The organism is Lysinibacillus sp. FSL K6-0102 (assembly GCF_038003545.1).
Lineage (GTDB): Bacteria > Bacillota > Bacilli > Bacillales_A > Planococcaceae > Lysinibacillus > Lysinibacillus capsici.
In genome coordinates, this window is the sequence record NZ_JBBOPH010000001.1 from 3,902,026 (window position 1) to 3,926,987 (window position 24,962).

At 33.5% G+C, this 24,962-nt stretch carries 24 protein-coding genes and 1 other RNA gene; 9 read left to right on the top strand and 16 right to left on the bottom strand.

From position 1 onward, the window contains the following. Window positions 1-9 precede the first annotated feature (9 nt). On the bottom strand, window positions 10-855 hold the full coding sequence (locus NYE73_RS19845; protein ID WP_259949731.1) for an ATP-binding protein: 846 nt from the start codon (window positions 853-855) through the stop codon (window positions 10-12). A gap of 346 nt (window positions 856-1,201) precedes the next feature. Here NYE73_RS19845 and NYE73_RS19850 point away from each other — a divergent pair, with 346 nt between their 5' ends. From NYE73_RS19850 to NYE73_RS19860, 3 genes are all read left to right on the top strand, one after another. Beyond that, window positions 1,202-2,215 carry a hypothetical protein gene (locus NYE73_RS19850; protein ID WP_259949734.1) on the top strand — a complete coding sequence of 338 codons (1,014 nt, stop codon included), beginning with the start codon at window positions 1,202-1,204 and terminating at the stop codon, window positions 2,213-2,215. A gap of 1,596 nt (window positions 2,216-3,811) precedes the next feature. Then, window positions 3,812-4,810, top strand: coding sequence for a tyrosine-type recombinase/integrase (locus NYE73_RS19855; RefSeq protein WP_259955557.1), 999 nt, complete (start codon window positions 3,812-3,814; stop codon window positions 4,808-4,810). Between the two features lie 63 nt (window positions 4,811-4,873). Further along, window positions 4,874-5,293 (top strand): hypothetical protein, encoded by a 420-nt coding sequence (locus NYE73_RS19860; RefSeq protein WP_259949739.1) that lies wholly within the window; start codon window positions 4,874-4,876, stop codon window positions 5,291-5,293. 144 nt (window positions 5,294-5,437) lie between these two features. Here NYE73_RS19860 and NYE73_RS19865 read toward each other — a convergent pair whose 3' ends face one another. The 3 genes from NYE73_RS19865 to NYE73_RS19875 all read right to left on the bottom strand — a co-directional run bounded on the left by NYE73_RS19865 (window position 5,438) and on the right by NYE73_RS19875 (window position 7,127). Beyond that, a complete protein-coding gene (locus tag NYE73_RS19865; RefSeq protein ID WP_259949741.1) occupies window positions 5,438-6,418 on the bottom strand; it encodes a hypothetical protein in 981 nt (326 codons plus the stop codon). 108 nt (window positions 6,419-6,526) lie between these two features. Continuing rightward, window positions 6,527-6,826, bottom strand: coding sequence for a hypothetical protein (locus tag NYE73_RS19870; protein ID WP_259949743.1), 300 nt, complete (start codon window positions 6,824-6,826; stop codon window positions 6,527-6,529). Continuing rightward, on the bottom strand, window positions 6,810-7,127 hold the full coding sequence (locus NYE73_RS19875) for a hypothetical protein (RefSeq protein ID WP_259956429.1): 318 nt from the start codon (window positions 7,125-7,127) through the stop codon (window positions 6,810-6,812). The genes NYE73_RS19870 and NYE73_RS19875 overlap by 17 nt, the downstream gene beginning before the upstream one ends. A gap of 113 nt (window positions 7,128-7,240) precedes the next feature. Between NYE73_RS19875 and NYE73_RS19880 the strand changes: the two genes are divergently transcribed. Beyond that, on the top strand, window positions 7,241-7,594 hold the full coding sequence (locus tag NYE73_RS19880) for a helix-turn-helix domain-containing protein (protein ID WP_259949747.1): 354 nt from the start codon (window positions 7,241-7,243) through the stop codon (window positions 7,592-7,594). Between the two features lie 92 nt (window positions 7,595-7,686). Here the strand turns inward: NYE73_RS19880 and NYE73_RS19885 are convergent, their stop codons facing one another. Then, on the bottom strand, window positions 7,687-8,025 hold the full coding sequence (locus NYE73_RS19885) for a nucleotide pyrophosphohydrolase (protein ID WP_259949749.1): 339 nt from the start codon (window positions 8,023-8,025) through the stop codon (window positions 7,687-7,689). Between the two features lies 1 nt (window position 8,026). Next, window positions 8,027-9,664: a DUF2075 domain-containing protein gene (locus NYE73_RS19890; RefSeq protein ID WP_259949751.1), complete on the bottom strand. Its 1,638-nt coding sequence runs from the start codon at window positions 9,662-9,664 to the stop codon at window positions 8,027-8,029. Window positions 9,665-10,160: 496 nt separating this feature from the next. Between NYE73_RS19890 and NYE73_RS19895 the strand changes: the two genes are divergently transcribed. The 4 genes from NYE73_RS19895 to NYE73_RS19910 all read left to right on the top strand — a co-directional run bounded on the left by NYE73_RS19895 (window position 10,161) and on the right by NYE73_RS19910 (window position 14,541). Further along, window positions 10,161-10,319 carry a hypothetical protein gene (locus NYE73_RS19895; RefSeq protein WP_259949753.1) on the top strand — a complete coding sequence of 53 codons (159 nt, stop codon included), beginning with the start codon at window positions 10,161-10,163 and terminating at the stop codon, window positions 10,317-10,319. A 907-nt stretch (window positions 10,320-11,226) separates the two neighbouring features. After that, window positions 11,227-12,372, top strand: coding sequence for a hypothetical protein (locus NYE73_RS19900; RefSeq protein ID WP_259949755.1), 1,146 nt, complete (start codon window positions 11,227-11,229; stop codon window positions 12,370-12,372). Window positions 12,373-13,156: 784 nt separating this feature from the next. Next, window positions 13,157-13,405: a helix-turn-helix domain-containing protein gene (locus NYE73_RS19905; RefSeq protein ID WP_054610750.1), complete on the top strand. Its 249-nt coding sequence runs from the start codon at window positions 13,157-13,159 to the stop codon at window positions 13,403-13,405. A gap of 17 nt (window positions 13,406-13,422) precedes the next feature. Next, window positions 13,423-14,541 carry a tyrosine-type recombinase/integrase gene (locus NYE73_RS19910; protein ID WP_259949760.1) on the top strand — a complete coding sequence of 373 codons (1,119 nt, stop codon included), beginning with the start codon at window positions 13,423-13,425 and terminating at the stop codon, window positions 14,539-14,541. Window positions 14,542-14,649: 108 nt separating this feature from the next. On the opposite strand, the gene NYE73_RS19915 is transcribed toward NYE73_RS19910, so the two are convergent. Next, the gene (locus NYE73_RS19915; RefSeq protein WP_259949762.1) at window positions 14,650-15,720 is read right to left on the bottom strand and encodes an MrcB family domain-containing protein; all 1,071 of its coding nucleotides are present in this window, start codon (window positions 15,718-15,720) and stop codon (window positions 14,650-14,652) included. A gap of 258 nt (window positions 15,721-15,978) precedes the next feature. Here NYE73_RS19915 and NYE73_RS19920 point away from each other — a divergent pair, with 258 nt between their 5' ends. Continuing rightward, entirely contained in the window at window positions 15,979-17,142 is a 1,164-nt protein-coding gene (locus NYE73_RS19920) for a site-specific integrase (protein ID WP_259949764.1), read from the top strand. Between the two features lie 146 nt (window positions 17,143-17,288). Here the strand turns inward: NYE73_RS19920 and ssrA are convergent. The 9 genes from ssrA to NYE73_RS19965 all read right to left on the bottom strand — a co-directional run bounded on the left by ssrA (window position 17,289) and on the right by NYE73_RS19965 (window position 24,959). Continuing rightward, window positions 17,289-17,644, bottom strand: a transfer-messenger RNA (tmRNA) gene (gene ssrA / locus NYE73_RS19925). Window positions 17,645-17,838: 194 nt separating this feature from the next. Next, window positions 17,839-18,762 (bottom strand): DMT family transporter, encoded by a 924-nt coding sequence (locus NYE73_RS19930; protein WP_131521159.1) that lies wholly within the window; start codon window positions 18,760-18,762, stop codon window positions 17,839-17,841. 209 nt (window positions 18,763-18,971) lie between these two features. Continuing rightward, window positions 18,972-19,280, bottom strand: coding sequence for a Zn-ribbon domain-containing OB-fold protein (locus NYE73_RS19935; RefSeq protein WP_259949768.1), 309 nt, complete (start codon window positions 19,278-19,280; stop codon window positions 18,972-18,974). Between the two features lie 3 nt (window positions 19,281-19,283). Further along, window positions 19,284-20,417 (bottom strand): thiolase C-terminal domain-containing protein, encoded by a 1,134-nt coding sequence (locus NYE73_RS19940; RefSeq protein WP_259949770.1) that lies wholly within the window; start codon window positions 20,415-20,417, stop codon window positions 19,284-19,286. Then, a complete protein-coding gene (locus NYE73_RS19945; RefSeq protein WP_259949772.1) occupies window positions 20,414-21,895 on the bottom strand; it encodes a class I adenylate-forming enzyme family protein in 1,482 nt (493 codons plus the stop codon). Before NYE73_RS19945 ends, NYE73_RS19940 begins: the two co-directional genes overlap by 4 nt. Before the next feature lie 11 nt (window positions 21,896-21,906). After that, window positions 21,907-22,383, bottom strand: a complete 477-nt coding sequence (locus NYE73_RS19950) for a PPC domain-containing DNA-binding protein (RefSeq protein ID WP_259949773.1) — start codon at window positions 22,381-22,383, stop codon at window positions 21,907-21,909. Beyond that, on the bottom strand, window positions 22,376-23,125 hold the full coding sequence (locus NYE73_RS19955; protein ID WP_009373217.1) for an SDR family NAD(P)-dependent oxidoreductase: 750 nt from the start codon (window positions 23,123-23,125) through the stop codon (window positions 22,376-22,378). Before NYE73_RS19955 ends, NYE73_RS19950 begins: the two co-directional genes overlap by 8 nt. A 14-nt stretch (window positions 23,126-23,139) precedes the next feature. After that, window positions 23,140-24,465 carry a TRAP transporter large permease gene (locus tag NYE73_RS19960; RefSeq protein WP_259949776.1) on the bottom strand — a complete coding sequence of 442 codons (1,326 nt, stop codon included), beginning with the start codon at window positions 24,463-24,465 and terminating at the stop codon, window positions 23,140-23,142. After that, a complete protein-coding gene (locus NYE73_RS19965; protein WP_054549534.1) occupies window positions 24,462-24,959 on the bottom strand; it encodes a TRAP transporter small permease in 498 nt (165 codons plus the stop codon). The genes NYE73_RS19960 and NYE73_RS19965 overlap by 4 nt, the downstream gene beginning before the upstream one ends. Window positions 24,960-24,962 lie beyond the last annotated feature (3 nt).

Below are 24,962 nucleotides of genomic sequence, written 5' to 3' on the forward strand. Positions count from 1 at the left end.
CAATAATTGTCAAGCTATTTCTATACAAAAATCGTAGTAAGTACCTGGATACGCTGATGTCGTTTTAAAGATATGAATATCTCGACTTAAAATATCGTATATATTATTACCTGTCTTCAATAACAGCCTAGTATTTTTAAAGCTACCAGCAAAAGAATTTATTCGCATATTATTCAATCCCATACCACCGGAAGATTCTCTTGTACTTTCGTTTACCATAAAAGCTCTTCTTAAAATCTCGTGTTGCGCAACCGAGGAATTTGTCTTAGTTTTAAATTTTTGTATAATACCAACTCCGTCATCGGCAATGCCTATACGAATTTTATTAGATGTCTTGTATAATTGAATTGTTACATACCCATTCCCCTCACTATGATGAAGAATGTTTGTACCTAGTTCCGTTGTAATGTTCATTATATTATTAGCAATTTTTTTTGATAAATGATTTTGAGTAAATATTTTAAAAATAGAGTCGGTCATACATTCAACGTCCTCTTCTGTTTTTAATGGCAAAATTTCCAATAAAATTGAGCTTGTATCATTTCTATTCCTTAACTCGAATTCCTCTATATGATAATCTCTTAATATATTTGGAGGTAAATTTTTAAAGAAATTTAACCTTTCAAGATATGATACATTCTGACATCCGTTTAGATCTAAATGTACATCCATAAATTTGTTTAAATTTTGTATAGCAAGTACCAAGCTCACCATTCCTAATGGAGTTATAAAAGTTAAGTTTGAAGCATTAATTTTTATATTTTTATATTTTTTATCAATTGCTGCATATACTTGTTGATTGAAACTATCAATACTAGCAATTGAGCTTACTATATTCGGCAATAATATTTCCAAGCTCTTAGCCCCCCAACTGAGATAGTGATACCATCATAACAGTCAATAATTCAATTCAACAAACATAAAGTAATGAAATTCAAAAAAATACAATTTTTGTGTATATATCTTAGGAAATTAATAAAAAAATCTCCAATCTCTTTATGAACCTAAATCTGAATGATCGACAATCTAGTTAAAATAATTGAGAATTGCTCGATCTTGCAATGAAGTCCCCCTTACTTTGAAGTAGTTCTATCTTAAATCATTAAACGATCGATATGAGAATATCCCCTATTTGAGGATTTTTTATTTGAAACTTTCACCTTCTCCTATACGTTATTTATTTTACATAAGGAGGAAATATATGAATAGAATAAGTTTGAGCTTGTCACATAAGGAATTTTGTCATCATTTTGTTGTGTTTCAAGGGAATTATATGAGATTAGAGCAGCTTTTAAATTCTTTTAACAATAGGCTACAAGAAGCTAATGAAAATGGACTTGTAGAAATTTTACCATCTATTTATTTCAAATATGATATTAATGTAAAGAAAGGACCAATAAAAGAAAGAATCAGAGACCGATTTCTAAAAATATTTAAAATAGAGCCTAGTAATTTTGAGGTTCTTCAAAGAACAACATATCATTTAGAATTCGATATACGTAATATTAGAGATTATTTCAGAATTGCAGATGAGCTTAGCGAAGATAAAATCATCGAAAAAAGAAACTTAGGGGATGAAACCATAAATGATGAATTAAGATATGTTCATTCTGATGAATTGGTATATCCAAATACTTTAGGAAGCGGTTCAGGTAATTGCGGGATATGGGATGTATTTAGCAAAAATGGATTGTTTACAACATTTGACAGGGATTATTCACTATTTAATCTAAGCACTTTATTAGAAATTACATCTTATCGTCCTGAATACATAGACACAATTTGTTTTATGGGGAATACATGTTCAAAAATAATTCCACTAATGAGGAAACAAGAGTTCTTACCAGGAACTATAAGTGGCACTGACGATATAGAAACTGAATTTGATGGCAAAAAATATATAACATTTGAAGGAAAACATCGAACTTGTGCGGCGAAAAAATTAAAGTTAGAATCTGTTCCAATATTAGCGTATGTTCCAACTACAATCTCTAAAAGCACCTCAAATACCTATTACAAAGGTCTTGAAAAGAACTGCAATGATATTTTAGAAAATTGCTACTATTTATTCGAACAAATGGGATTGAGGAAAGAAGAAGCTAAATATTTAAACGAGCATATTACAAATGATATATATATTGAGTATATCGAGGAAAAAACCGGTAAACGCTTTGAAGAAATAAAAATTAAAAATAATTTGCCTTATCTATTCTAATTTTCTATTTGATAATCTGACAATCCTAATATTTAGGCTTGATTTTTTATATGCCGAGCATTTTAAGGTTTGCCAACCTCGTTGCTAATATAAAAAAAGCAACAACTAAAACTGTTTAATTCGATAAAAATCCACCGATTCTAAATAAAAAAAGAGCTATTTGTAGTTTTGAAATTACTATAGATAATAAGGAAAGGAAGTACGATAATTAAAAATAAACTAAGATTTTTTCCAAAGTAAATATCAGTGTCAGATCCTCTTATATAAAAATAAGACACTTACGATTGTGGGTAACGCAGGCACAATACCTAAAATTATACCTACTTTGCTTTATAGATAAATTTTTTATTTATCTATAAAGCATATAGTTTGGATATCCCGTCTAAACTATTTTTTACTTATTAAATATCGGTTTTATTGACCATCCTATTTCTCTAATTTTAGTATAGCTAAATAGCAGTGGATACAAGATCATTTTAAAACATCGTAAGGCTGGTCATTTTCCTCTACTCATAATTTGGTTTCTAATATGAGTAACCAATATTAGTATCGATTAAACGTAACGAGCCTTTATACTGGCAGTAGCCTCATATACAAGCTCTGTATTGACGTGACCATCAAATAGCATTTAAAGATTTATTCGTGGTGGTTACTTATAATGGTTACCATTTCAATTTGATACAGAACCATTCTAAGAAACAATAAAACTGAATTTTTTACCGAATATCCTCTTACATCTATTCGAATTGAATAAACCAACTGCTATTATATATATAAATCCTTCTTTTATATTCATTTAATTTTATCTATCAAAAATTTATACGGTCTCTTGGACTGAAAACCACTTTATTTTTTTATCTTTTATTTAAAACTCAATTTTTATTGAATGTCCCTCAAAAATATCCTCATGCTCCCTTTTGAGCTGATTTCCTTATACCGAGAATCCAATTTTTTGATTACGATTTTTATCTCAACAATTTCGAAGAAGTATAGAGCAAAAAAGAACGCTGATTTTTAGCTCTATCAGAACCAACACAGCGTTTATATAGAGAGAAAATCCAATATCAGATCGTGCTGTTGTCTAACTCTGATTTGGTCTGGATCACATAGCTGTTGCTTGATACCAGTTGTTCTAAAAACCTTATCTCAAAATTAGCTTGGAGATAAATATTAAATGGTGATAGTACACCTAAAAATATAAGAAGCTAACACTCTATGGGCAAGAGTGACAGAAATATTGCCAAGTGCATTAGCGACTATTTTTAAAAGTAGGTTCTATGTTAACTTTAGTCATTGGATTTTTTGTCTGCGGACATTGACCTCACTTCTCATTTTTTTAAAGTGAAGCTTACTTTAGAGTAAGCATAAGTGAGCTGCACCCGCTAAATTAGCGTTAAGCATCATTGCTTAAAGTTGTGCAAATGTATTACTTAACACTTTTAAAATCTTTATGAAATGTATAAGACCATATAGACAGTATGTATTATGAGAAAAGAACGCTTGCTATTGCAGGCTTTTTCTATATCTCACTATATAAATTTCATAAAGATAAGCTAATTTCACATATGGGTGGGGTCTGCCCTTTTTTATACAGCTATGAAGGAAGGAATGTTTGTTATCGGAAATCGAGGATGGATTAAAACAGAAAGAGAGATTCGCATTACCATATCTACTAATGAAGATGTGTGCAATAAAGGAGCCTATTTAAACTTGATGTTGCAATTAAATAAAATTGCTAGACATGCAAAAGGTGTTAGTGTGAATAAAACACTACCTCAATACTACAATCATATGGACTTATTTTGCCGCTTCGTAGCGGACAACTATAATTTAAAAACGCTTGCTAACATTCAAAATAAGCATCTCGTAAATTATGTAACTGAACGACAAAGCGAGGGCAAATCCGCTTCTACAATAAAAAATGATTTAGCTGCTATTAGATATTTTCATGATCAAATCCCTAACCCTCGTTATCAGCTGAGTAGCAATCAAATTTTAAGCGAGAATTATAATGAATTCCATTTAGAAAGAAGGCGCTTTGGTGGAGTTGATCGTCGTCCTACTGAACTGGAATATCAAGCCTTAGTAACATTAGCACAACAATCTAATTCTTCTTCCCTCGCACTTATTATTATGCTGTGTCGTGAACAGGGCTTACGTGTACATGAAGCGGTTAGACTAAGCCGTGTGGATGCTGAAAAAGCATTACGTGAAGGCTTTCTAACTGTTAAAGGAAAAGGTGGGCTAATACGACAAATTCCCTTACAAACACAATCCTTTAGCGTTTTACAAGATGCAATACAACGGGTCAATCGCGGAGAGAAACTTTTTGTTTTGCAAGATCAGAAAGCGCATCAAGTAATTCAACGTGTGCAAGATTTTATTAGGAATAATCGCCAAAAAGTATTAGACCCACTCAACACTCGGCCAAAGGGTATTGAAATCACAATGCATAGTTTTAGACATGCCTATGCAAAAGAACAATATGAATTATTTATTGAAAAAGGTTATACAGAAGGAGATGCACGATTAGCAGTCTCTAAATTAATTGGTCATAACCGTGAGGATGTTACACGAATTTATTTAGCTGAATAAAATTTGTAATTACTCTAGTAATATCATTTTTTGCAGATATAATGTTTTAAAATATCAAAGGATGTGGTTAAAATACGAAATCAACATGAAAAAAATGAACAAATCGTAGAATTAGAAAAAAAAATTAATTCATTGGAACGCTTATTAAAAATTGAAACATATCGATTAAAAGAAGCAATTGGAGCATGGAGACGTAAAATTGAAGGAAGAGGGTTACGTAAAGACTCTATTAGAGAAGGCTTCAATGCTGAAAGAGGAACACATTATAAAGTATTTGTCTTAGATTTACCTGGGGATTTAGAGATTGAGTTTGTATTAGATATTATTAAAAATGAAATGTTAGAAGACTTATATCCCTTTACTTTTCGAAAGGTTGATTTTTCACGCCGCTATAAAGGTTGGTTAATGGAAGTAGAAAGAACTTTAAATAAAGAAATGCAATTAGAAACAGATTTTTTAATGAAATACTATAGTCAAAATTAAAAACCCTTTTTCCATAAAATCAAAACTGAATAATACAAAACACAAAGAAAGATTATTCCATCTCTTTATGTTTTGTATTATTTAGTCATAAATAAGGTATAAGGCTTTCCATCAAAATATAACTCTCTGTTAATCCTGATATCTCTAAGTAGATTTTAAATTCAATATAAAAGTATTTATAAACTCTCTATTTCTTTCAGTAAACTCCATTTTCTTAGTAGTTTCTCTCTCAATCTCTTTATATAGTAGAAAGAGCTCTTTTTCTAAATTACTTTTACGTTCTTGTTCAATAATAATTTCGTTTTTTAAATCTTGGATTTGTTTACTTAAATTTGATGTACATTCACTGTCTCTTACATCCAAAGGACTGTTATTTAATAACCTTTTAAATAAGCCTTTCTTTGTTTGCTTTATAAAAGCTTTATCTTCATGAAATTTCAAACAATAGTCATTTTTCAACAACAAAATATTAAAATCACCTTCAAGATAAAGTAACTTTCTCAAACATATATTTATCTCATCGTTTATCCCAAAAGCTTTCTTATGCAATATATATAAGGACTGCTCTATTCTAAAAATCTCTTCCTGATTTTCATTCCAAGACAATATTAGTTTTTCAATTATCCTGATTTTTTTATTTAATACTTGGACTTCTTCACTGGCTTGCATATTCCCTTTTTCAAACTTAAAAAGGAAGCCAATATTTTGATCCAGTCTTTTTATTGCATTCTTTATTAATTTAATTTCTTTTTGATAACTATCAACGTTTTCATATAACAATAGCTTAACATTATTCAAATTTTTACCTTGCCTCTTTAAAAACTGCTGCACTAAATACAATTTATAAATACTTATATAATTAAACTTATAATTTCTCCCCTCTCTTACATTCTCAAGATACTCAAATTTACAAAGGTTTGAAACATAATAGCGGAAACTACTAACGTTCATATTAAGCATTGTAGAGACTTCTAAAGAAGTATAAAGCCTTTTAGCATTTAAAGTTTTAATAAACTCAGGAAAAAGCACCTCTTCCTTATAACCATACTTTGTTAGCGCATTATAGATTTTATCTTCTAAAAATAATGATTTGAATTTCTCAATTTCTATGTTGTCATTATTCAATTACGTCACCTCTTGTATACAAGGATTTCCAAATTGAATTTACAAGTTACAAAAAAAGCAGTTTTTTAGAAGATTTTACTTACCAAAAAACTGCACCTTAAATGCCATTTAAAAAGTTATATTTGTTATAGTCCCTTTTCCACGAATATATATTTCACTATTCTTAGCTTCTTTAATTGCTTTATTTACTATTGATTCATATTGTGTAGTAGGTACACCCTCATATTCTAAATTTATCCCCACGTAAGGAACGCGATAGCCTCTTGCTTCGACTAATGTCCCTAGTTCTTTTAACAATTCAGATGTAATATCTTCATGTGCAAAATTTCGTGTAGCTTCTTCATCCCCTAAACTCTCTACAATTTTGTATACATCCATTGTGAGTTGACCTTTAAAAAGTGCTTTCATCGTTTATCGATCCCCCTGATATTTTTTCTCTGAGTACAATCCCATCTAAAAAGCCTTGCTTGTATATATCTTGAAATAATAAGTGCTGATAATTAAGAATTGATATCTGTATCGACTCAGAAATCTCTTTAACTTCTATTTCACTTATGCCTGAAAGAGTTTTGGATAATTTCTGTTTAACATCTTTAACCATTTCATTTTGGTGATTCCTAAAAACTTTATTATGATAAAGCACATCAATCCTTTCATCTATTAATAAAATAAGTGCCGATTCAAAGTTTCCGATAACGTTCAACCCCATTCATTACTTATTATGTATATTTACGTTTTAAGTATAATTTATTTTCTATTGATTGTAAAATACAATAACTGTACGATTAATTAAACGATAAAAGTGGAGTTGAAATAACATATATGAATAACTTGCAAATAGGACAGTTAATACGTTCATTACGCAAAGAAAATAATTTAAGTATGAGTGATCTTGCTCAAAAATTAGATATTTCTCAAGCATCTATTTCACGGATAGAAAGCGGCATTCAGGAAGCGAATTATTCACTGTTAGGTGAAATTTGCGAGCAATTTGGACTAACGCTTAGCTCATTCTTTTTATTACTGGAAAACAAAGTTGATACAACTATTAAGATTCCACAAGATAAATTTCTACAAAGTGAAAATATAGATGACGAATTATTTAATATCATTAAAAATTTATCAGAGGAACAAAAAAAAGGATTATATGTACTATTACTCCCCTATATCAAATAAATTCTCATAAGAAAACCTTAGTTTTTCGTATTTAAACGAAAACTAAGGTTTTTAAATTCTTTTTAAATTCCTTTTAAATTTGTTTTATAAATTTATATCTCATTGTATTTAGTATTTTTCCCAGTAAACTTTTCAATTGGATATTTTTCATTATTTTTTTTAAGTTTATTATTTATTATTTTTACTAAGTCCAAATCCGTTTCATTTGCAAATAATATAGCATAAATCAAAACATCCGCTAGCTCCTCCTCCATCTTATCTAAATTCTTTTCAACTGCTTCCTCACTTGTTTTCCATTGAAATAGCTCTAATAATTCACTTGCTTCTAGTGATAAGGAGAGTGCTAGATCCTTAGGATTATGAAATTGCTGCCAGTTACGTTGGTCTCGGAATTGCAAAATACTTTCACATAGTTGCTCTAACTCACTCATACTATTCACCTGCTTTTTGATATTCTAGAAGTTTATTGCGCAACGCTTCATCACTTGAATAAATGTACAGACCCTTAATTCCACGCTTCATCAAGATATTGATTGAGTTTAGGACGATTTTTTCCTTTGCCTCATTGACATTTTCAATTCCGTCCATACCTGTATATGCACCTTTGTCCATATACTTACTCGTATCAATGATGATTTCATCTTTAGCAGCGTTATATTGAACAGATGGCCCAAGCACGACACCAACATAATTTAAATCAAAGCCTTGTATTGTATAAATTGATCCAGCCTCGTTAACGGTTTCTGCTTTTTCTGCCCATGTATATTTCGTACTTGTTGTATTCCATGGCAGTTGGTATTCACCATTTGATTCTTTCACGTAGTATGTCCCACCATCTTTTTTATGTATGTAATCAAACGTTGATACAACACGACTTAAACCGTGCTGTGTATTTTGGGATTTAATTTCATCATGCATGTCCTTCAAAGATTCAAATACTTTAAATTCATAGTTTTTATCTTTAGGAAGGGGCAATAATTTTTTTCGCTTGAATTCATTTATCCAATTGATAACGTCATCATTTGCTTGCATGCGGAATTGGTTTGTTAACTGGTATTCTTCGTGAAAAGTACTTAATTTCTTAAGCTCTTCTAATGTTGCTGCTCCCCATAGACTCTTCAGTTTTAATACTTGATCTTGATCATAGATAATGACAACTACCTTTGCTAACTTCAAAAACTCCTCTAAATGATTATTGCCGTGGAAGCCATTATAAGTATCTGGCTTCGTTAGCAATAAATGTGCTTCATCTACGAAAATGATATCAGCCTTTTTTCCCTCTTTTTGCAACATATTAATCAGGGATGTAGGTTTTGCAAAGTTTTTCCCTTTTAAATGTTTCACTTGTTTTGCTATGTTTTTATATGTTTTAAACATTTCCTCATGGTTCACAGCTAAATAATTTTCTGTACGATATAAATTTGAAGATGCTTCTTCTATTCTTTCTTGTATCGTATTGAAAATAGAACTTAATACAACGCTTTTTCCAACGCCCGCTTCACCTTCAATAACTAATAGACTTCCATATTCATTTGAGTTTTGAGTAACTCGTTTCTCACAAAACTCTAGTACTTTATCTTTTAATTCAAGTTGTTCTAAAGATAAATCTTTGAAAGGAGATAATTTAAAAATATCTTTGTTTTCAATTACATGTAACTCATTGTCAACAAGCTTTTGTTCATATAGTTTTTGCCAAAGTTCTTTAAATAATTGTTGGTCGTAATAAGGTTTATTGTAGTAGTTATGAGTAAAATCGTTAGCCGTCTTACTTTTATTTTGAAGCGTATATTTTTCATCACCAAGGAAGTAATTAATTAGCTTTGTCTCTAGATGAAAGGTTGCTGAACGATTAAAGTGTTCGTGCTTAATCAAATTTACTTGTTTAATATTTTTACGTGCTTTTAAATGAGCTTTCATACGATTTTTAAAATAAACCGTTTCACCAATATAAGCTTCTTTATTGCCATTCAAAACATAAATAACTGGATAATTTAAATACTGCTCTTTGTTGTTGATTTGATTGATGCTTTCTTGTATAAATGGCCATGATAGTATTTCAATAGCTGTCATTTCTTTTCTCCTTATCACAATACTCTGGTTAAAACGTATATATAATTTAACTAGTCATAATTTATGTTACTATTTTATCATAATTATCCCTTTTTATTTGTAATATACTGCTGATAAATGGAAGCTAATATATTCGCACAAATTACATACTAGGGGTTAACTTAGCATACCTTACAGGTACATAAACACCCTATCCTCCATCTGCTGCTTTACATCCTTCAGCTATTACTTCAGTTTACTAGAACCCTCTTTAATGGTGTTGAAATGTTTAATAATACTGCAGATCGTAATGGTGAGGATACATTGCCTATCACACGTTTTTATTTACGTGTAAAACCTGCAAAAAAAAACCATTTGATGGGGAAAAGTTAATTTCCGTGTTTTACGATTTGTGTTAATAAAAAATACTTAGAATTTGATGGATAAATCATTTGCTGTTTATTTCCTATAAAAAAAGATATAATACTAGTAAAGAAAGGCAAACGGAGGGATTTTTATGACAAGATTTTTAAAATCGTTAGAAGCCCGTATGAAAGAACCAGAGCTTAATCTGAATTTTTCAAAGACCGTTCAACCTAACAAAAAACTAATTAAGAAAAATGAATCTGCCTACAACCAGACAAAAGAAAATTTTTATTTGGCACAAGACAAATAAAATAAATTCATTCCTTACCAATTCTAAATAGGTAAGGAGTTTTTTTATTTCCCTCTAAGATCTTTACTTAATTAATTTTATTGTAGTTATTGAAGTAATGGATGGCTTTAGTTAAACAAGAAATATGCTTTTGATCTCCACAATCGGGCGCTTTTCAGTAATAAGGAAAGCCTCTTTATTCATGGAAAGGGCCAGATTGTTGAGTAAATTCTTAAAAAAAGTCTTAATCTTAATTAGCTCAATTTAGGTATTTAACTAATTTTGTCGAACAGTTTTATTGCATAACTTTGGAGCATTAGTATTAAAGAGGTGCAATGATATACAGTACTATTATTCAAGATGCTATACAAAATCAAATACTAAAAATATCGTCAAAGCACTTGACGGGGTATGTAATTCTAATGATTCATATGGATGGGCTTCAGCTGGTATATACATTTTTGGACTATTATACTAGAGAGTTATTATACACTGGCTTAGCAGTAGACTTAACGAAACGCTTTTAACAACATAATCAGGACTGATATTAATCGTGAGAAAGCGTGTCATGACGAGTTAAAATTGTTATCTAACTATAATAAAATCTCTTAAAAGAGCTATTAAAAATGATTCAGTATAGTTGCAAGACAACAGCAACGGCCACTAGAACAATACCTGTTCTAGTGGCTCACTTTACCGCACTCAATGGCTCATTCACCCGGAAACAGACCAAGTCATTTGTTGAGGGCGCGTTTCTCTAAGAAGCTTGCCTGTATTCATTTAAGGGTCATATAAATGAACAATACCTTTAAAAAATTGGATATTTATGTTAATGTTTAGGTGAGATTGTGAAGAGTTGTACTTAAACTAAAGTAAGCAGGTTAGTTCAATAGTGGAGTATACATATAATTATGTGGGGGTTGATACAATGTTTGAAAGTATATGTGTTTCTAGTGATTGCGATTTAGGGATAATAGCAGAGAAAGCAATTTTTTATGACAAAATAAAAATAATAGTTGATGAGAGTCTGTTAAATCGTTTGTTTTCACAGGTCCATCCAGCTGACTTTATTTCATTTTTAGAAGAACATAAAGAAAATATTGAATTAGTGTATTTCTGGGTATTACCTGTTACTAGAGTTTTTAATTACGATAATAAAAAACAAATAATGTTTACCTCAATGGATGAAGATAACGTAGATCCATACTTAGATTACTTGTGGGAAAAAGGCGGGCTAAATAGCCCTAATGGGAATTTTACAGATTTATCTTTGGCAAGAAGACTTTATAGATTAATGAGAAAAGATGTTGTTCCTTTTGAAACAACGAAAAAGTATGCAGAAGAGATGGAATCTGAAGAACAAATCATAAATTACTTAGAAAATTTTCTTATGAAGACGAATCCTTTACTTTTAAAGAAACTTCCCAAAGACATTAAATTAAAATTACATGTCATAGAAGAAGATTTTGATTCAAAAAAATATGAATTAGAACATAATATTAGTGAAGAAATAATTGACCCTCTCTCATTTCTGGGAAGTTATTTTAGTACTTTTTCTAACTTGGAAGTATGGTCAAAATACTCATCGGATTTCCAATTAAGTCCCTCATCTTCTATACTAATTGCGAACAGATTTGATGCCCTGTATAACAAAACAATTAGTAGAAGTAATAATATAGAAACATTTAATAATTTTATACTAAAAACAGGAAGTGTTAGAGAAGTTTTGAATTCCGGGGAAAAGAATTTTTCAGAATATATATCTCTATATGAAAATAGTAGAAAATTCAAGGAGTTTATTGGTGATTTACCTCCAGAAGCTAATTTAATACAGGAATACGTTAATGCTATTAATGCAAATACTTGGGCTGAGAAATTACCATCTAAAACAATCAGGTTTGGGCTGTTTACAGGTGCAGGTTTATTTATTGATGTAGTAGGCGGTTCAGGAGTGGGTACTTTATTAGGAACTTCATTGAGTGCAGTAGATACATTTTTATTAGATAAGTTAATAAAAGGATGGAAACCAAATCACTTTATAGAAAATGATTTGAAAAACTTTTTAAATGGTTAAAATTGTACGGGTACTTTAGTTTAACTAGCAAAAAGCAGTAATCAATATTTTGTTATTCCACAATCGGGCGCTATTGTGAAGGAACACATGAAACTGAAATTTAAATCTATTGGATAAGAATCCATTTTGAATAATCTTTTTTTCAAAATGAACCTTGATATTTATACTAGTTACGAGGTAATTTTGATCCAAGTTTATTTCAAAGGAAAATCAGGGAGTTTATCCATACCATATAAATGCTAATTTAAATAAATATCCACAAATAAAGATAATTTTCTATGTGAAAAACCTTAGTTTCTGCATTAAACAGTAAACTAAGGTTTTTGTATACAACTATTAAAACTGACTGATGAATTTAAATTCAGTATTACTTTGTACTTCGCCTATTTATTAAATCTTTCAATGTCTTATCGTTTAATCGGTAAATAACAGACATAATTCCTCATCTATTTGCTCGTTCTCAATGTTTTCTACATCTTATTCCATTGAAAACACCGCCTCATTAGGACTACTCATATTTAATCACAGTTATGTTTTATTTTATTTTTAAAATGAAAATGCGTCTCATAAATATGACCCCCTAATTCAAACTTTTTGCGCAATAGGAGGTCATTTGATAAATATTCAGTTCTGTTAAAACTAGGTTTTGTAAATCTTAGCATACTGTCTTTAATTTTTCAACTTCTATCAAAAGAAATAAAAGAAGAAATAAATAAAAATTACTCTTAAAAAATTAAAATCTGGCGGGTATATTGTTTAGACAAAAAGCAAAGGAGCCAACAAAATGACAGAACAAGAATTTAAACAATATCTAGAAGAGTTGAAAAATGAAATTATTACAGCTATTACTAAGCAAATATCCAAACCTGAGAAACAGTTACTAACTATTAGAGAAGCGGCTGAATATTTAGGAGTTTCGTATAACACCTTTCAAAAATTTAAATGTGAAGGGCTAAAAGTATTTGAAATCGATGGTACTAAACGAATCTATAAACACGAATTAGATAAATTTATAGAAAAAAATAGCTACTAGCAAACGGAGGAGTTATTATGGCAAAAATAAAAGCAATTAAATCATATAAGTTAGTATCAGGGGAAACAAGATATAAATTCAAGATTTATCTAGGAACCACTTCTACCGGTAAACGAATTGAAACTACTCGACGTGGCTTTAAAACAATAACAGCTGCAACAAATGAATATTTACGACTTAAAATAAAATTTAAAGAAGGTTATCGCCCTGAAAAAAAGACATTTAGTGATATTTATAATGAATGGTTATCAATTTATCGAAAATCCGTTAAGCCTTCGACCTATCATAAAACAAAACAACTTTTTCATGATCATATCCTGCCTTGTTTAGGTCACATTAAAATTCAAACTATTACTTACAAACATTGCGAGAACGCAGCATTCATTTGGTATGATCAATTAAAAAAACACAAAACAGTCGAACATTATGCAGCCCAAGTATTTGAGTACGCGATTAATTTAGGCATTATTGAACGTAATCCTATGAAGGCTGTAACGACGCCCCTTAAAAATCAAATACAATCCACAAAAGACTACTATAATCGTGAAGAGCTAATAGCATTTTTAGAAGCCGCTAAAAATGAAGATATTAAAAAATATGCTTACTTACGGCTACTGTGCTACACAGGTATTAGGCGCGGAGAAGCTTTTGCCTTACATTGGGGTGACATCCATTTTGATAAAAATGAAATTACTATTAACAAAGCTGTTACCTATGATGAAAATGGGAAACTATTGATTTCCACCACTAAAACTTCTGATTATAGATTATTAAAGATCGATGATCGCACACTTGAAATTTTAAATGAGTGGAAATCAATTCAATCCGTTTTGCAATATAATTTAAGTACAGATAGCCTTGTATTTTCTGATAAGAAAAATAATATTACTTATCCATCTAAGGCTTGGGACTGGTGCAATAATATCCAAGAAAAATATAAACTCAGAAAGATTTCACCTCATGATTTAAGACGGACACATGCCACAATGTATTACATAAGTGGTGCAACACATTACGAAATAAAGAAAAGGTTGGGTCATAGCTTTAAGGACATTACATCAGACGTTTATATTGTAGAAACAGAGGAAATCAAAGCCAGTGCATTTGAGAATTTTATTAAATATATGAACTATTAGAACAAGCTTCATTTTTGCTTATTCTTTTTATAAACAATCGATATTTTTAAGTATCACATTGATATAAATAGCTAAAGCCCCCATAAGAATTGGGGGCTAATTCTATCGTTATTTATAATATTGTTCCATTTGACTTAATGGTAGATGAATTCCATAAGTTTTTAGTTCACTTTCTTTAAGTATGTATAAAGAATTTAAAAGCTTTTTCTTTTCATTAAATTTAGAATGATGTATTTTTCGATGGCAGTTCGGACATAGAGAAACTATATTTCCTGGAACATCTAAACTATAATCAAATTCACTCTCTTTACTAATTGGAACTAGATGATGTGCTTCAACAAAATTTTGCCCAGTTACTTCTGAAATAAATGTTTCATGTGTAGGATCAACCTCACATTTATACCCCGCCTTTACTATTGCTTCTTTTGCAACAGAGGCATCTCTTGAATATACTTTTCCACTTTTATTTTTCTTCCCCCTTTTTTCTTGAGGAACCCTAGGAGTAATTGAAGGTTCAACAACTTCAATATCTTGTTGGAACTGTACATCCTCTACTTCCTCTAGCTGAAGATAATAATCTAAAACATCATCGACATTTTTGTTTCTATTTATTATGAAGAGGTTTTCATACTCTTTTAACATTTCTAAAAGATCTTCCTTTAATATTTCATCATCTGGTAAATTTGCAAGATCATATTTTTTTCCTATAATATGTGAAGCTTCATAGTTTAATGCATTATCTGTACTACTACCAAGATCAATTGGACTTCTATTAAATCTTGGACCATATTTAATTGTCTCTGCTATATTATTAGCAAGTTTCATCATTTTTTGTCTAGGTTTTTTCCCCGAATACTTATTCTTAATATATGTAGTTCCTAAATTTAAAGATAAATAAACACGTTCCATATCTTTACTGAATAGATAAACAACATAGTAACCTTTAGTTGCTGAAACGGTTACTTCCTTATTAAAAATAGATATCCATGGTGTAAAGGTCCACCCACCTTGTCCAACCGAACCCTCAACTTTATAGTCAAATTGTTGTTTAGATAAAATAGCAGTAATTTTCTGTGGCATGTCCTCACTAATATATTTTGCTTCAGCATATGACCGATTATATTGTTTTTTAGTTACATCTAAATATGTATTTGCAATTTCCCTCAATAAACCTTTCAAAGTACCAACTCCTATAATTACTTACTTTAAATATACCATCTCACAAATATACATAAGTAGATTCATTTAAGTTGGTTCAAAAATATAAAAGAACTTAATACTTATCATGTATAACATTCCAAAAGGTTTTAGATTAAATATATTTACTTATCTACAAACTCTAATTTGTCTTTAAATGCTATAAATAATATGATAAATATGTAAGGTACTACTCACCTTACACTCTGTCTCCGTAAGCAGTACAGAGGAGGAATTACTTTGGCGAGAAATCCCCAAATCAAAGAGTACACATTAAAAGATGGCGAAAAGCGTTTTATGTTTAAGTTTTACCTTGGTACAGATTCATTAACTGGAAAGCCTTTAACTACTACTCGACGGGGTTTTAAATCACGTAAAGAAGCTCAAGATGCTATGAATCAGTTACAGCTCGAGGTATACAGTGGCACATATAAAAAACAACAATATGAAACGTATCAAGATATTTATAACATGTGGGTTGAGCAGTACGAAAACAGCGTTGAAGAAAGTACATTTGTAAAAACTATCAGTATCTTTAAAAATCACATTTTACCTGCTATGGGTACTTATAAAGTTGACAAGATTGATATTGCAACTTGCCAAAAGCATGTAAATCAGTGGGCTAAGAAGCTAAAGCGGTTTCGCATGGTTAAGTCCTATGCTGCAAAAGTTCTCGATTATGCGATTAAACATGGCTACATTGATAAAAATCCTTTTACATTGGTTGAGATGCCTAAGAAGCGAAAGCAAATCGTTTTAGATGCGGCAGAATTTGAAAACTTTTACGAACGAGAACAATTAATAAAACTACTTCAAAGCTTTGAACAGCAAGATAATTTAATGGTTTATACAATATTCCATGTATTGAGCTATTCAGGTATGCGTAAAGGCGAGGTATTAGCACTGACGTGGAATGATATCAACTTTGAACGAAGTGAAATTCGTATTAACAAAGCGATTTCGCGCGGCAAGGATTGTCAATTGTACCTGAAGACAACTAAAAATGGTGTAGTGCGAACAATTAAAATGGATGAAACGTCAATGTCTTTACTATTAAAATGGAAGTTCCAGCAAAGTAAGATTTATTTAGAAAAAGGCATTAATACATCTAATAAAAAACAACTCGTATTTAGCAATAAACATAACCGCTTCATTCAACCTGTTCAAACGCAAAAGTGGCTCCATAAAGTAATTGATAAATACAAGCTTCAGCCTATTACTACACATGGTTTACGCCATACCCATTGCTCATTATTATTTGAAGCGGGTGCAAGTATTAAAGAAGTACAGGAGAGGCTAGGACATACAGATGTTAAAACGACAATGGATATTTATACGCATGTAACCAAGAAAACCAAAGCTAGCACAATTGAAAAGTTTGATGCATACATCAATTCACGCTAATTCTTTGACCTAATTTTGACCTAGTTTGACCCTAAAAATGACCCAAAACCGTTTGATATCAGTTGAAAGTTTTTGAAATAAAAAAAGCGTCAAACCCTTGATATATCAAGAAATTTGACACTTTTTGAAACTATATTGTTTCCAATGTATGGAGACGGCGGGAGTCGAACCCGCGTCCAGAAACTCCAATACTTCAGCTTCTACGCGTGTAGTTTGCCTATTTACGATTCACGTAACATTATGCCGACAAACAGGCGTCCTGTACGCTAACCTGGAAATCTCTTGCCGATGACTCAGGTGGCACCATCGACCGTATCCCACTAAAGTTGGGCCCCACGTTCTCTACATGGGCGATAGAGAGGCAGAGCGCTTACGAGCTTACGCTGCGAAAGCTAAGTTTTGTTGTTTGCCAGTTATTATATAACTGTCGTTGATGACGGAGCCGAGCCCTCCGACGCGCGACCAAAGCTTGAACCATCCCTGTCGAATCCGTAACGTCCCCGGATATAATCCGGTTATAAACCGTTCGGACAACGCTGCATAAGGCAGGTTGTAAATGAACATCGTATGAGTAGATGCTCACTGGCATGTGTTACTATTATAAAATAAATAGCTTAAAACATCAAGTAGAGACACTTTATAAGTTGGATCAGCGTTCTTATAGAAGCCTTGGAAAAGTTGAGCATCTCTACTTTTCTAACATTCTAGTTTATCGCGATTTTTTTTCCTTTGAAGAAGTCTTTCCTCTAAATTGCTTGTACCGATTATAACGCCTGAAATAATAATTAAACTGCCGATAAATTGTTGCAGTGTAATGATTTCATGTAAAAATAAGGCCGCTCCAATGAGTGCGAATATGGTATTGAAATTCACAAAAATAGCGGATTCCGCTGCACCAATGTGTTTTATACATAAATTATATAGTGTATGTCCGATCGAAGTAGCTAAAATAGCGGACATGAAAAATACGAGCCATATGAAAGGGCTGAAGGATACAAAAGCCCCGTAGCTTCGAAGGCTTGTAGCGAATGTGAAAATTAATAAGAGTGATGAGCCTATGAGAAGCATCCAGCCTGTCATCAGCATGGGAGAGATGACTTCCGTGGCACGGCGAATTGCAATAAAGCTAAAGGCCTGCAAAAAGAATGACATAAAGACGAGAAAATCACCTAGCTGTAAATTCGTTAGCTCGGTAATGTCGTCCACCACTGCGAATAGCACGCCAACTCCACCAAGTGCAAAGCCAATTAATTTAGATTTTGTCATAACCGTGTCTTTAAATAATACGGCAATAAGTGCCGTGAAAAGTGGACTTAAGCCACTAATAATGGCTGTTTTCATGGCTGTTGTTTGAACGATGCCATATGCTAAAAAGACATGGTGACAAATGACGCCGAAAAAACAACCAATGAATATGTACTTAAATGGCATTCCTTTTACATAAAGCGGCTGCTTCGTTAGCTTTAAAATAATAAAAATCGTAATAGCTGCAAGAAAAATACGCGCCGTTTGTATCGTTAATGGATCGCCATTGGAAACAATTACTTTTAGCCATGTAACATTCATACCCCAAAGAAACATAACGAAAACTAAAATGGAATAAACCTTTGCATTTGCCAAGTCATCACCTCCTGTTTTATTCGATCGCAAGATAAGTAGCCTCTCTATGTTCAATGGGACATCAGGCTAACACCTGCAGCAGGACCCAAATTGAAATTTGCCTCAATAAAAGGAGCATTTATAATAAGTCTAGTAGACTATTCATAAGAAAGTAGGCCGCCAGGAAAGACATCGCCTTCCAAACAGCCTACCATACTTCATACTCATCCTTAAGCAGTTCTCACCTTTTGATAAATGTATGTTCCATCTTTCATTTCATCAAGCTGTACGGGGTCACCGATTTGGACATTTTCTTGAATGCGCACTGTTAGCTTGGCTGTTGAATCCTTTAGCTGTACTAGTGCCACAGTATACGGTGCCAAATGGGCATATTCTGCTGGTGCAATATGAATGACCGTAAAGCTGTACACGGTTCCCTCATCTGGGACTTCTCGTTCGTTTTTAATTTCTTGGCGGCAGGTGCTGCAATACACTTTTTTCGTTACTGATTCTACACCACAGCATTCATAAATCTTCATCTGCTACACCCTTTCTAATATGTGGACAACCGAATAAGAACCAGTGCCACCTAAATTTTGTGCAAGTGCTAATCGCGGTCGTTTTTCTAGCTGGTTTGGTGCGTGTCCGCGTAATTGTAGTACTAATTGGTAAAACTGTGCCACACCTGTTGCGCCAATAGGATGTCCTCTCGATAAAAGACCTCCGCTTGTATTAACAGGCTTTTCTCCGTTCACGCGCGTTTTTCCTTGCTCAATAGCAAGCCAACCTTCTAATTTCGGGAAAAAACCAAGCTCTTCAATGGCTAGCATTTCAGTCATGGAGAAGCAATCGTGAATTTCCACAACATCAATATCCTCAGGACCAACCCCTGCTTTTTCATAGGCTTGCTGACCTGAAATGCGAATCGCTGGTAATGATAATAAATCAATGGCATCCTGCATCATTGTCGGTCCTGAAGCCTGTGCAGATGCTACTATTTTAATATCCGATGGCTTACGAGATAACACAACTGCTGCTGCTCCATCTGTAATAGGTGAACAATCGAATAAACCAAGTGGATCTGTAATCATGCGTGCATTCATTATTTCTTCGAGTGTTGCTGGTTTTTGGAATTGGGCTAATGGATTTTGCAATGCATTCTCACGGTTTTTCAACGCTAATTTTGCTAAATGGGATTTATTTGCACCTGTCTCATGGAAGTAGCGGTTTGCGACTACGCCAAAAAATCCTGGGAAAGTTAGACCTGCATAACGTTCGTTTGTCGTCTGATCCATTGCAGAGTTAATAAATTGCGTGACAGTGGCGGTTGGGGCATGCTTCATTTTTTCTACACCGACAACTAAAACGCTTTCATATTCGCCACTTAATATACCTAAAATACCTTGTCGTAATGCAATACCACCTGATGCACAGGCACCCTCTAATTTGGCTGTAGGAATGGGTCCGAGCCCTAGGTCATTTGCTACGATCGCACCTAGAATTTCTTGATTGGCTAAGCTACCTCCCATATAGTTACCAACAAAAACCGCATCGATTTTTAAGTCTCTTGCCCCATCTAGCGCCTCTTTACTAGCAGTGAGCATTAAATCCTTCAATGAAGCATTTTCATTGTTACCGAACTTCGTCATGCTTACACTATGAACATATACCGTCATTGTGTCACCTCCATATGCTGTTTTACTAGCTCACGCTTTAATATTTTCCCGTAGGAGCTTTTTGGTAGGGCTTCTACTACGAAAATTTCTTTTGGCTTTTTAAAGCTCGCTAAATGTTGCTGACAAAGCTCGATTAAGGCATCATTCTCAATTTCCCCACGGCCGTTTGGCACGACATAGGCGATAATGGATTCGCCCCATTTGTCATCTGGAATACCAATTACACATGTTTCCTTGACGAATTCATGCCTGTTCAACACTTCCTCTACTTCTCGCGGATAGATATTTACACCACCTGAAATAATGACCTCCTTTTTACGGTCCACGATCGATAGGTAGCCATGCGCATCTAGCTTGCCTAAATCGCCTGTATGAAGCCAGCCATCACGTAATGTTTCAGCAGTCGCCTTTTCGTTATTCCAATAGCCTTGCATAATAAGCGGGCCCTTTGCCGTAATTTCGCCTATTTCTCCTACTGGACATTCATTGCCCTCAGCATCCACGATTTTCACATCAACAAATGGTCCAACTCTACCACATGAATCAAGGCGGGATGGTAAATCTTCGCGTGGCATCATCGAAATGCACATCGGTCCCTCTACTTGACCATAGGTTTCTACAAATTTTGTTCCTACTTTATCTAGTGCCTCTTGCAACTTAGCAGCAGCGATCGGTGAGCCTGCCATATTAATCGATTTAATGGTACGAAGCTTCTGCGGGTCGAACTGATCGTGCTGAATCATAAGGTTGACCATCGTTGGGACTAGGAAAATGATTGAAATACGGTCCTGCTCTAATAAATGAACAAATTGCTCTGGCTCAAATTTATCGTAAATAACTTGTGTTAAGCCATAGAGCCATGCCACATGACTTAAAAAGTTTGCCCCGTGTGTCAGTGGTGCGACGTGACCGAGCATATCCGTATAGTCAACCTCACACGCTATTGCTAAGGATAGGGCTCCACTAACCATATTGCGATGTGACAGCATAACACCTTTCGGATTACCTGTCGTCCCTGAAGTATACATAATGGCCATCGTATCATTTTCTTCCACTTCATTTTCATGGGACTGCCCTTTAAACTGTTTCACTACTAGCTCATACGGTTCTCCACAATAAAGAATTGGAAAGTCAATTTGTAGCGGATCAATTAATGATTTTTCACCAATCATCAGACTCATACCTGAATCCTTCACCTGATACTCATGTTCTTTCGGATGCAAGCGGTAATTAAGTGGGACTTTAATAAGACCATATAAAGAAACAGCTACATCAAGTTCTATATGCTCTAATCTATTTGACATTAAAATACCTACGCGCTCTCCTTTTTGTAAGTTAAGGCTTTTAAAATAAGCTGTTAGAGCATAGGCCCGTTCCATCAAATCGGCATAGGAAATCGCACGATCTTTGAATTTAACTGCTATTTTATCTGGATACGCTCGAGCCGATTTCAGTGCTAATTGGCCAATTGTACTCATTTATCTTCCCCCTATTCATCAAAATGAAAAATTAGAACCCCAAATTGTTGATCCTTCCGTCTTTTCGGTATCGCCTCTCTTAATGGATAGAGGATGAATTCGACTGTGATAGCGATTTCATTTTCTCCTTCAAGAAAATGACCACCAGTAAAATATTGATCACAATCGACAAAAGATCCATGGAAATGAATATCTAAATCATTCGTCTCCATATCTATCCCAATAAACCCTAAACCAGAAATAAGTTCGACCGGAGAGGTAGTTTGCCGTTTTGGTGAATAAACAATGGTCCCTTGCTTTTCACCTCTTTGAACTTGGACATAGGTAGCCTGCTTTAGGGATCCCATGCATTGAAATTGCCCTCCCTTTACCCCAAAGTGATTGCAAACCTCTTTCATCCCAGTAAATAAATCCGTTCCTGCTTTCAATCTTCCGATAATTCTATCCGTAGGTCGGTCATACAAAGCTTGCCAACGAGAATTATCCAATACTAATCCCTCCATCTACCTTTAACACCTGAGCAGTTGCATAGCTAGCCTCCCTCGATGCAAAGTATAAGACAGCACTTGCAATATCATCAGGTGTGCCGATACGCTTAATAACCTGCTGATCTAAATTGTATGGAACCCCTGTTGTAATACCTGTTAAGGTTGCGCCTGGTGCCACGGAGTTACAAGTAATATTAAGTGGGCCAAGCTCTTTTGCTACCCATTTCGTAAGGGCAATTACCCCTCCTTTTGATGCAGCATAAGCTGGACCTGATCGACCTGTACCATCTTCACCAGATGTAACACCACCGTTTAAACCTGAAACTGAGCTAATATTAATAATCCGACCATATTGAGCATCCTTCATATGTGGGTAAACACATGCCTGGGTAAACATAAATGTTGCTTTTAAGTTCGTATCAAGATCACGCGACCATTCCTCAAAAGTCATTGTTTCAATATTTTTGCGACTACATGTCCCAGCATTGTTCACCAAAATATGAATCTCTCCATACTTTTCAACTGTGCGATTGACTGTTGCTTTCACAAACTCTGCATCACGAATATCTCCTAAGCATTCTAAATAGCTGTCATGTGCTAGTTTTTCAATTGTCTTCTCACATGAATTTAAGTCAACTAAAACAACATGTACCCCTTGCTTTGAAAGCTGGACTGCAACTGCTTGTCCAATCCCACTTGCTGCTCCTGTAACAATCGCTACATCATCTTTTAATGTCATCATAGTTTTCCCCTTTGCTATTTAATATTTAATAAATCTGGTAAAAATGTTGATAGAGAAGGTATATAGGTTACAAGTAATAAAACGATAACCGAAGCAACAATAAACGGGACCACTCCTTTGGAAATTTGAATGATATTAGCCTTTGACATACTTGCTGCAACATATAAATTCAAGCCAACAGGTGGTGTAAATAAGCCGATTGCTAAGTTAATTGTCATAAACACGCCAAATACAGCTGGGTCTACATCGAGCATTAACATAATTGGAAGTAATATCGGGACGAATATATAAAACGCAGAAATGGCATCAATAAATGCACCCGCAATTAATAAAATAATATTTACTAGTAGTAAAATAATGATTTTATTATCTGTTAAACCTAAAACCGTATTTGAAATAGTAGAGGCGATTTGCTCTGTTGTGACAATATAGGCAAAGACAGAGGCGGCACTTACGATAATCATTACAACAGCTGTTTGTAACGCCGACTCAATAAAAATACGATACATCATTTTTATGTAGCCTTTTCGATGAATGAACAGTCCGACAATTAGTCCATATACAACCGCAATAACTGCTGCTTCTGTTGGTGTGAAAAACCCTCCATAGATACCCCCTAAGATAATGACAGGAATCATTAATCCTGGTAGTGCCTTTATAAATGCATCCCAACGTTCTTTTCCTGTACTTTTTTGCTTAGTTGCTTCCACAGAGTCATTAAAAATACCCTTTTGAATATCACGTTTGCGGACATACATCCCAGCAATAAACAAACCGATACCTACTAAAATACCTGGTATAACCCCTGCCATAAAAAGACGGTTAATTGTAATTGGGATTTGATCTCCTGCTACTACTGCAAAAATAATGAATGCAATCGATGGGGGAATAATAATACCTATCGCACCCGCACTCGCCACTAACCCACCAGCAGTTTCTTTACGGTAGCCGTTTTTCACCATTGCTGGAATGAGAATACCTCCAATTGCAGCAACTGTGGCTGGACCAGACCCTGAAATAGCAGCGAAGAAAATCGCTACTAATACCGTTACAAGTACAATCCCACCTTTACGATGTCCTACTAATGTTTGTGCAAAGTCGATTAAACGCTTGGAAATTCCGATATGGTCCATAATGACACCAGCTAAAATAAAGAATGGAATCGCTAATAGCGTAAACTTTGCCACGCTCGTATACATAATATCTGTTAGTGCCTCAAAACCAGATAGTCCTTGTGATGTAAATAGGACTACCATTGAGGATACCGCTAAGGAAGCAGCGATTGGTACCCTTAAAAATACGAGCAATATAAAGGAGCCAAAAAGTAATAATGCTATCATACGAGCTCATCCCCTTTCGCTCCATTCCCTTCATTACTCACTGCTTTATACTCTTCTAACATTGCTTGAACTGTACGAATTAAGCACAGTAATGCACCTAGTGGTAATGCCGAAGATAAAATCCACTGCGGCATCCCTAAGGCTGGTGTTGTTTGATTAATCTGCATTTGGAACAATACCATATCAATGCCGTAATAAAGTAATACTGCAAACAATACACCACTCGCTACTGATGAAATAATGACAATCGCCTTTTTTGTCAGCTTGTTCCCTTTATCGAACAATAAGGTAAAACCAAGGTGTGCGTATCTCCGCACACCTAATGCTGTCCCAACAAATGTAAGCAATACTAACAAATTAACTGTGATTTCTTCTGTAAAAGAAAGGGATAAGTTGACTAAATTACGAGAAACAATGTTTACAAATGTTATAAATGTAATCGCTGCAAATGTAACGCTTAATATAATCTCTTCAAAGTAGTCTAAGAATTTCATATG

Coding starts and splice junctions, on each gene's coding strand:
- NYE73_RS19935 (WP_259949768.1), bottom strand. CDS start 19,280: ATGAAGATTTATGAATGCTGTGGTGTAGAATCAGTAACGAAAAAAGTG.
- NYE73_RS19965 (WP_054549534.1), bottom strand. CDS start 24,959: ATGAAATTCTTAGACTACTTTGAAGAGATTATATTAAGCGTTACATTT.
- NYE73_RS19955 (WP_009373217.1), bottom strand. CDS start 23,125: ATGATGACATTAAAAGATGATGTAGCGATTGTTACAGGAGCAGCAAGT.
- NYE73_RS19895 (WP_259949753.1), top strand. CDS start 10,161: ATGACAAGATTTTTAAAATCGTTAGAAGCCCGTATGAAAGAACCAGAG.
- NYE73_RS19875 (WP_259956429.1), bottom strand. CDS start 7,127: ATGGGGTTGAACGTTATCGGAAACTTTGAATCGGCACTTATTTTATTA.
- NYE73_RS19880 (WP_259949747.1), top strand. CDS start 7,241: ATGAATAACTTGCAAATAGGACAGTTAATACGTTCATTACGCAAAGAA.
- NYE73_RS19850 (WP_259949734.1), top strand. CDS start 1,202: ATGAATAGAATAAGTTTGAGCTTGTCACATAAGGAATTTTGTCATCAT.
- NYE73_RS19905 (WP_054610750.1), top strand. CDS start 13,157: ATGACAGAACAAGAATTTAAACAATATCTAGAAGAGTTGAAAAATGAA.
- NYE73_RS19900 (WP_259949755.1), top strand. CDS start 11,227: ATGTTTGAAAGTATATGTGTTTCTAGTGATTGCGATTTAGGGATAATA.
- NYE73_RS19960 (WP_259949776.1), bottom strand. CDS start 24,465: ATGATAGCATTATTACTTTTTGGCTCCTTTATATTGCTCGTATTTTTA.
- NYE73_RS19910 (WP_259949760.1), top strand. CDS start 13,423: ATGGCAAAAATAAAAGCAATTAAATCATATAAGTTAGTATCAGGGGAA.
- NYE73_RS19885 (WP_259949749.1), bottom strand. CDS start 8,025: ATGAGTGAGTTAGAGCAACTATGTGAAAGTATTTTGCAATTCCGAGAC.
- NYE73_RS19855 (WP_259955557.1), top strand. CDS start 3,812: ATGAAGGAAGGAATGTTTGTTATCGGAAATCGAGGATGGATTAAAACA.
- NYE73_RS19940 (WP_259949770.1), bottom strand. CDS start 20,417: ATGACGGTATATGTTCATAGTGTAAGCATGACGAAGTTCGGTAACAAT.
- NYE73_RS19945 (WP_259949772.1), bottom strand. CDS start 21,895: ATGAGTACAATTGGCCAATTAGCACTGAAATCGGCTCGAGCGTATCCA.
- NYE73_RS19870 (WP_259949743.1), bottom strand. CDS start 6,826: ATGAAAGCACTTTTTAAAGGTCAACTCACAATGGATGTATACAAAATT.
- NYE73_RS19890 (WP_259949751.1), bottom strand. CDS start 9,664: ATGACAGCTATTGAAATACTATCATGGCCATTTATACAAGAAAGCATC.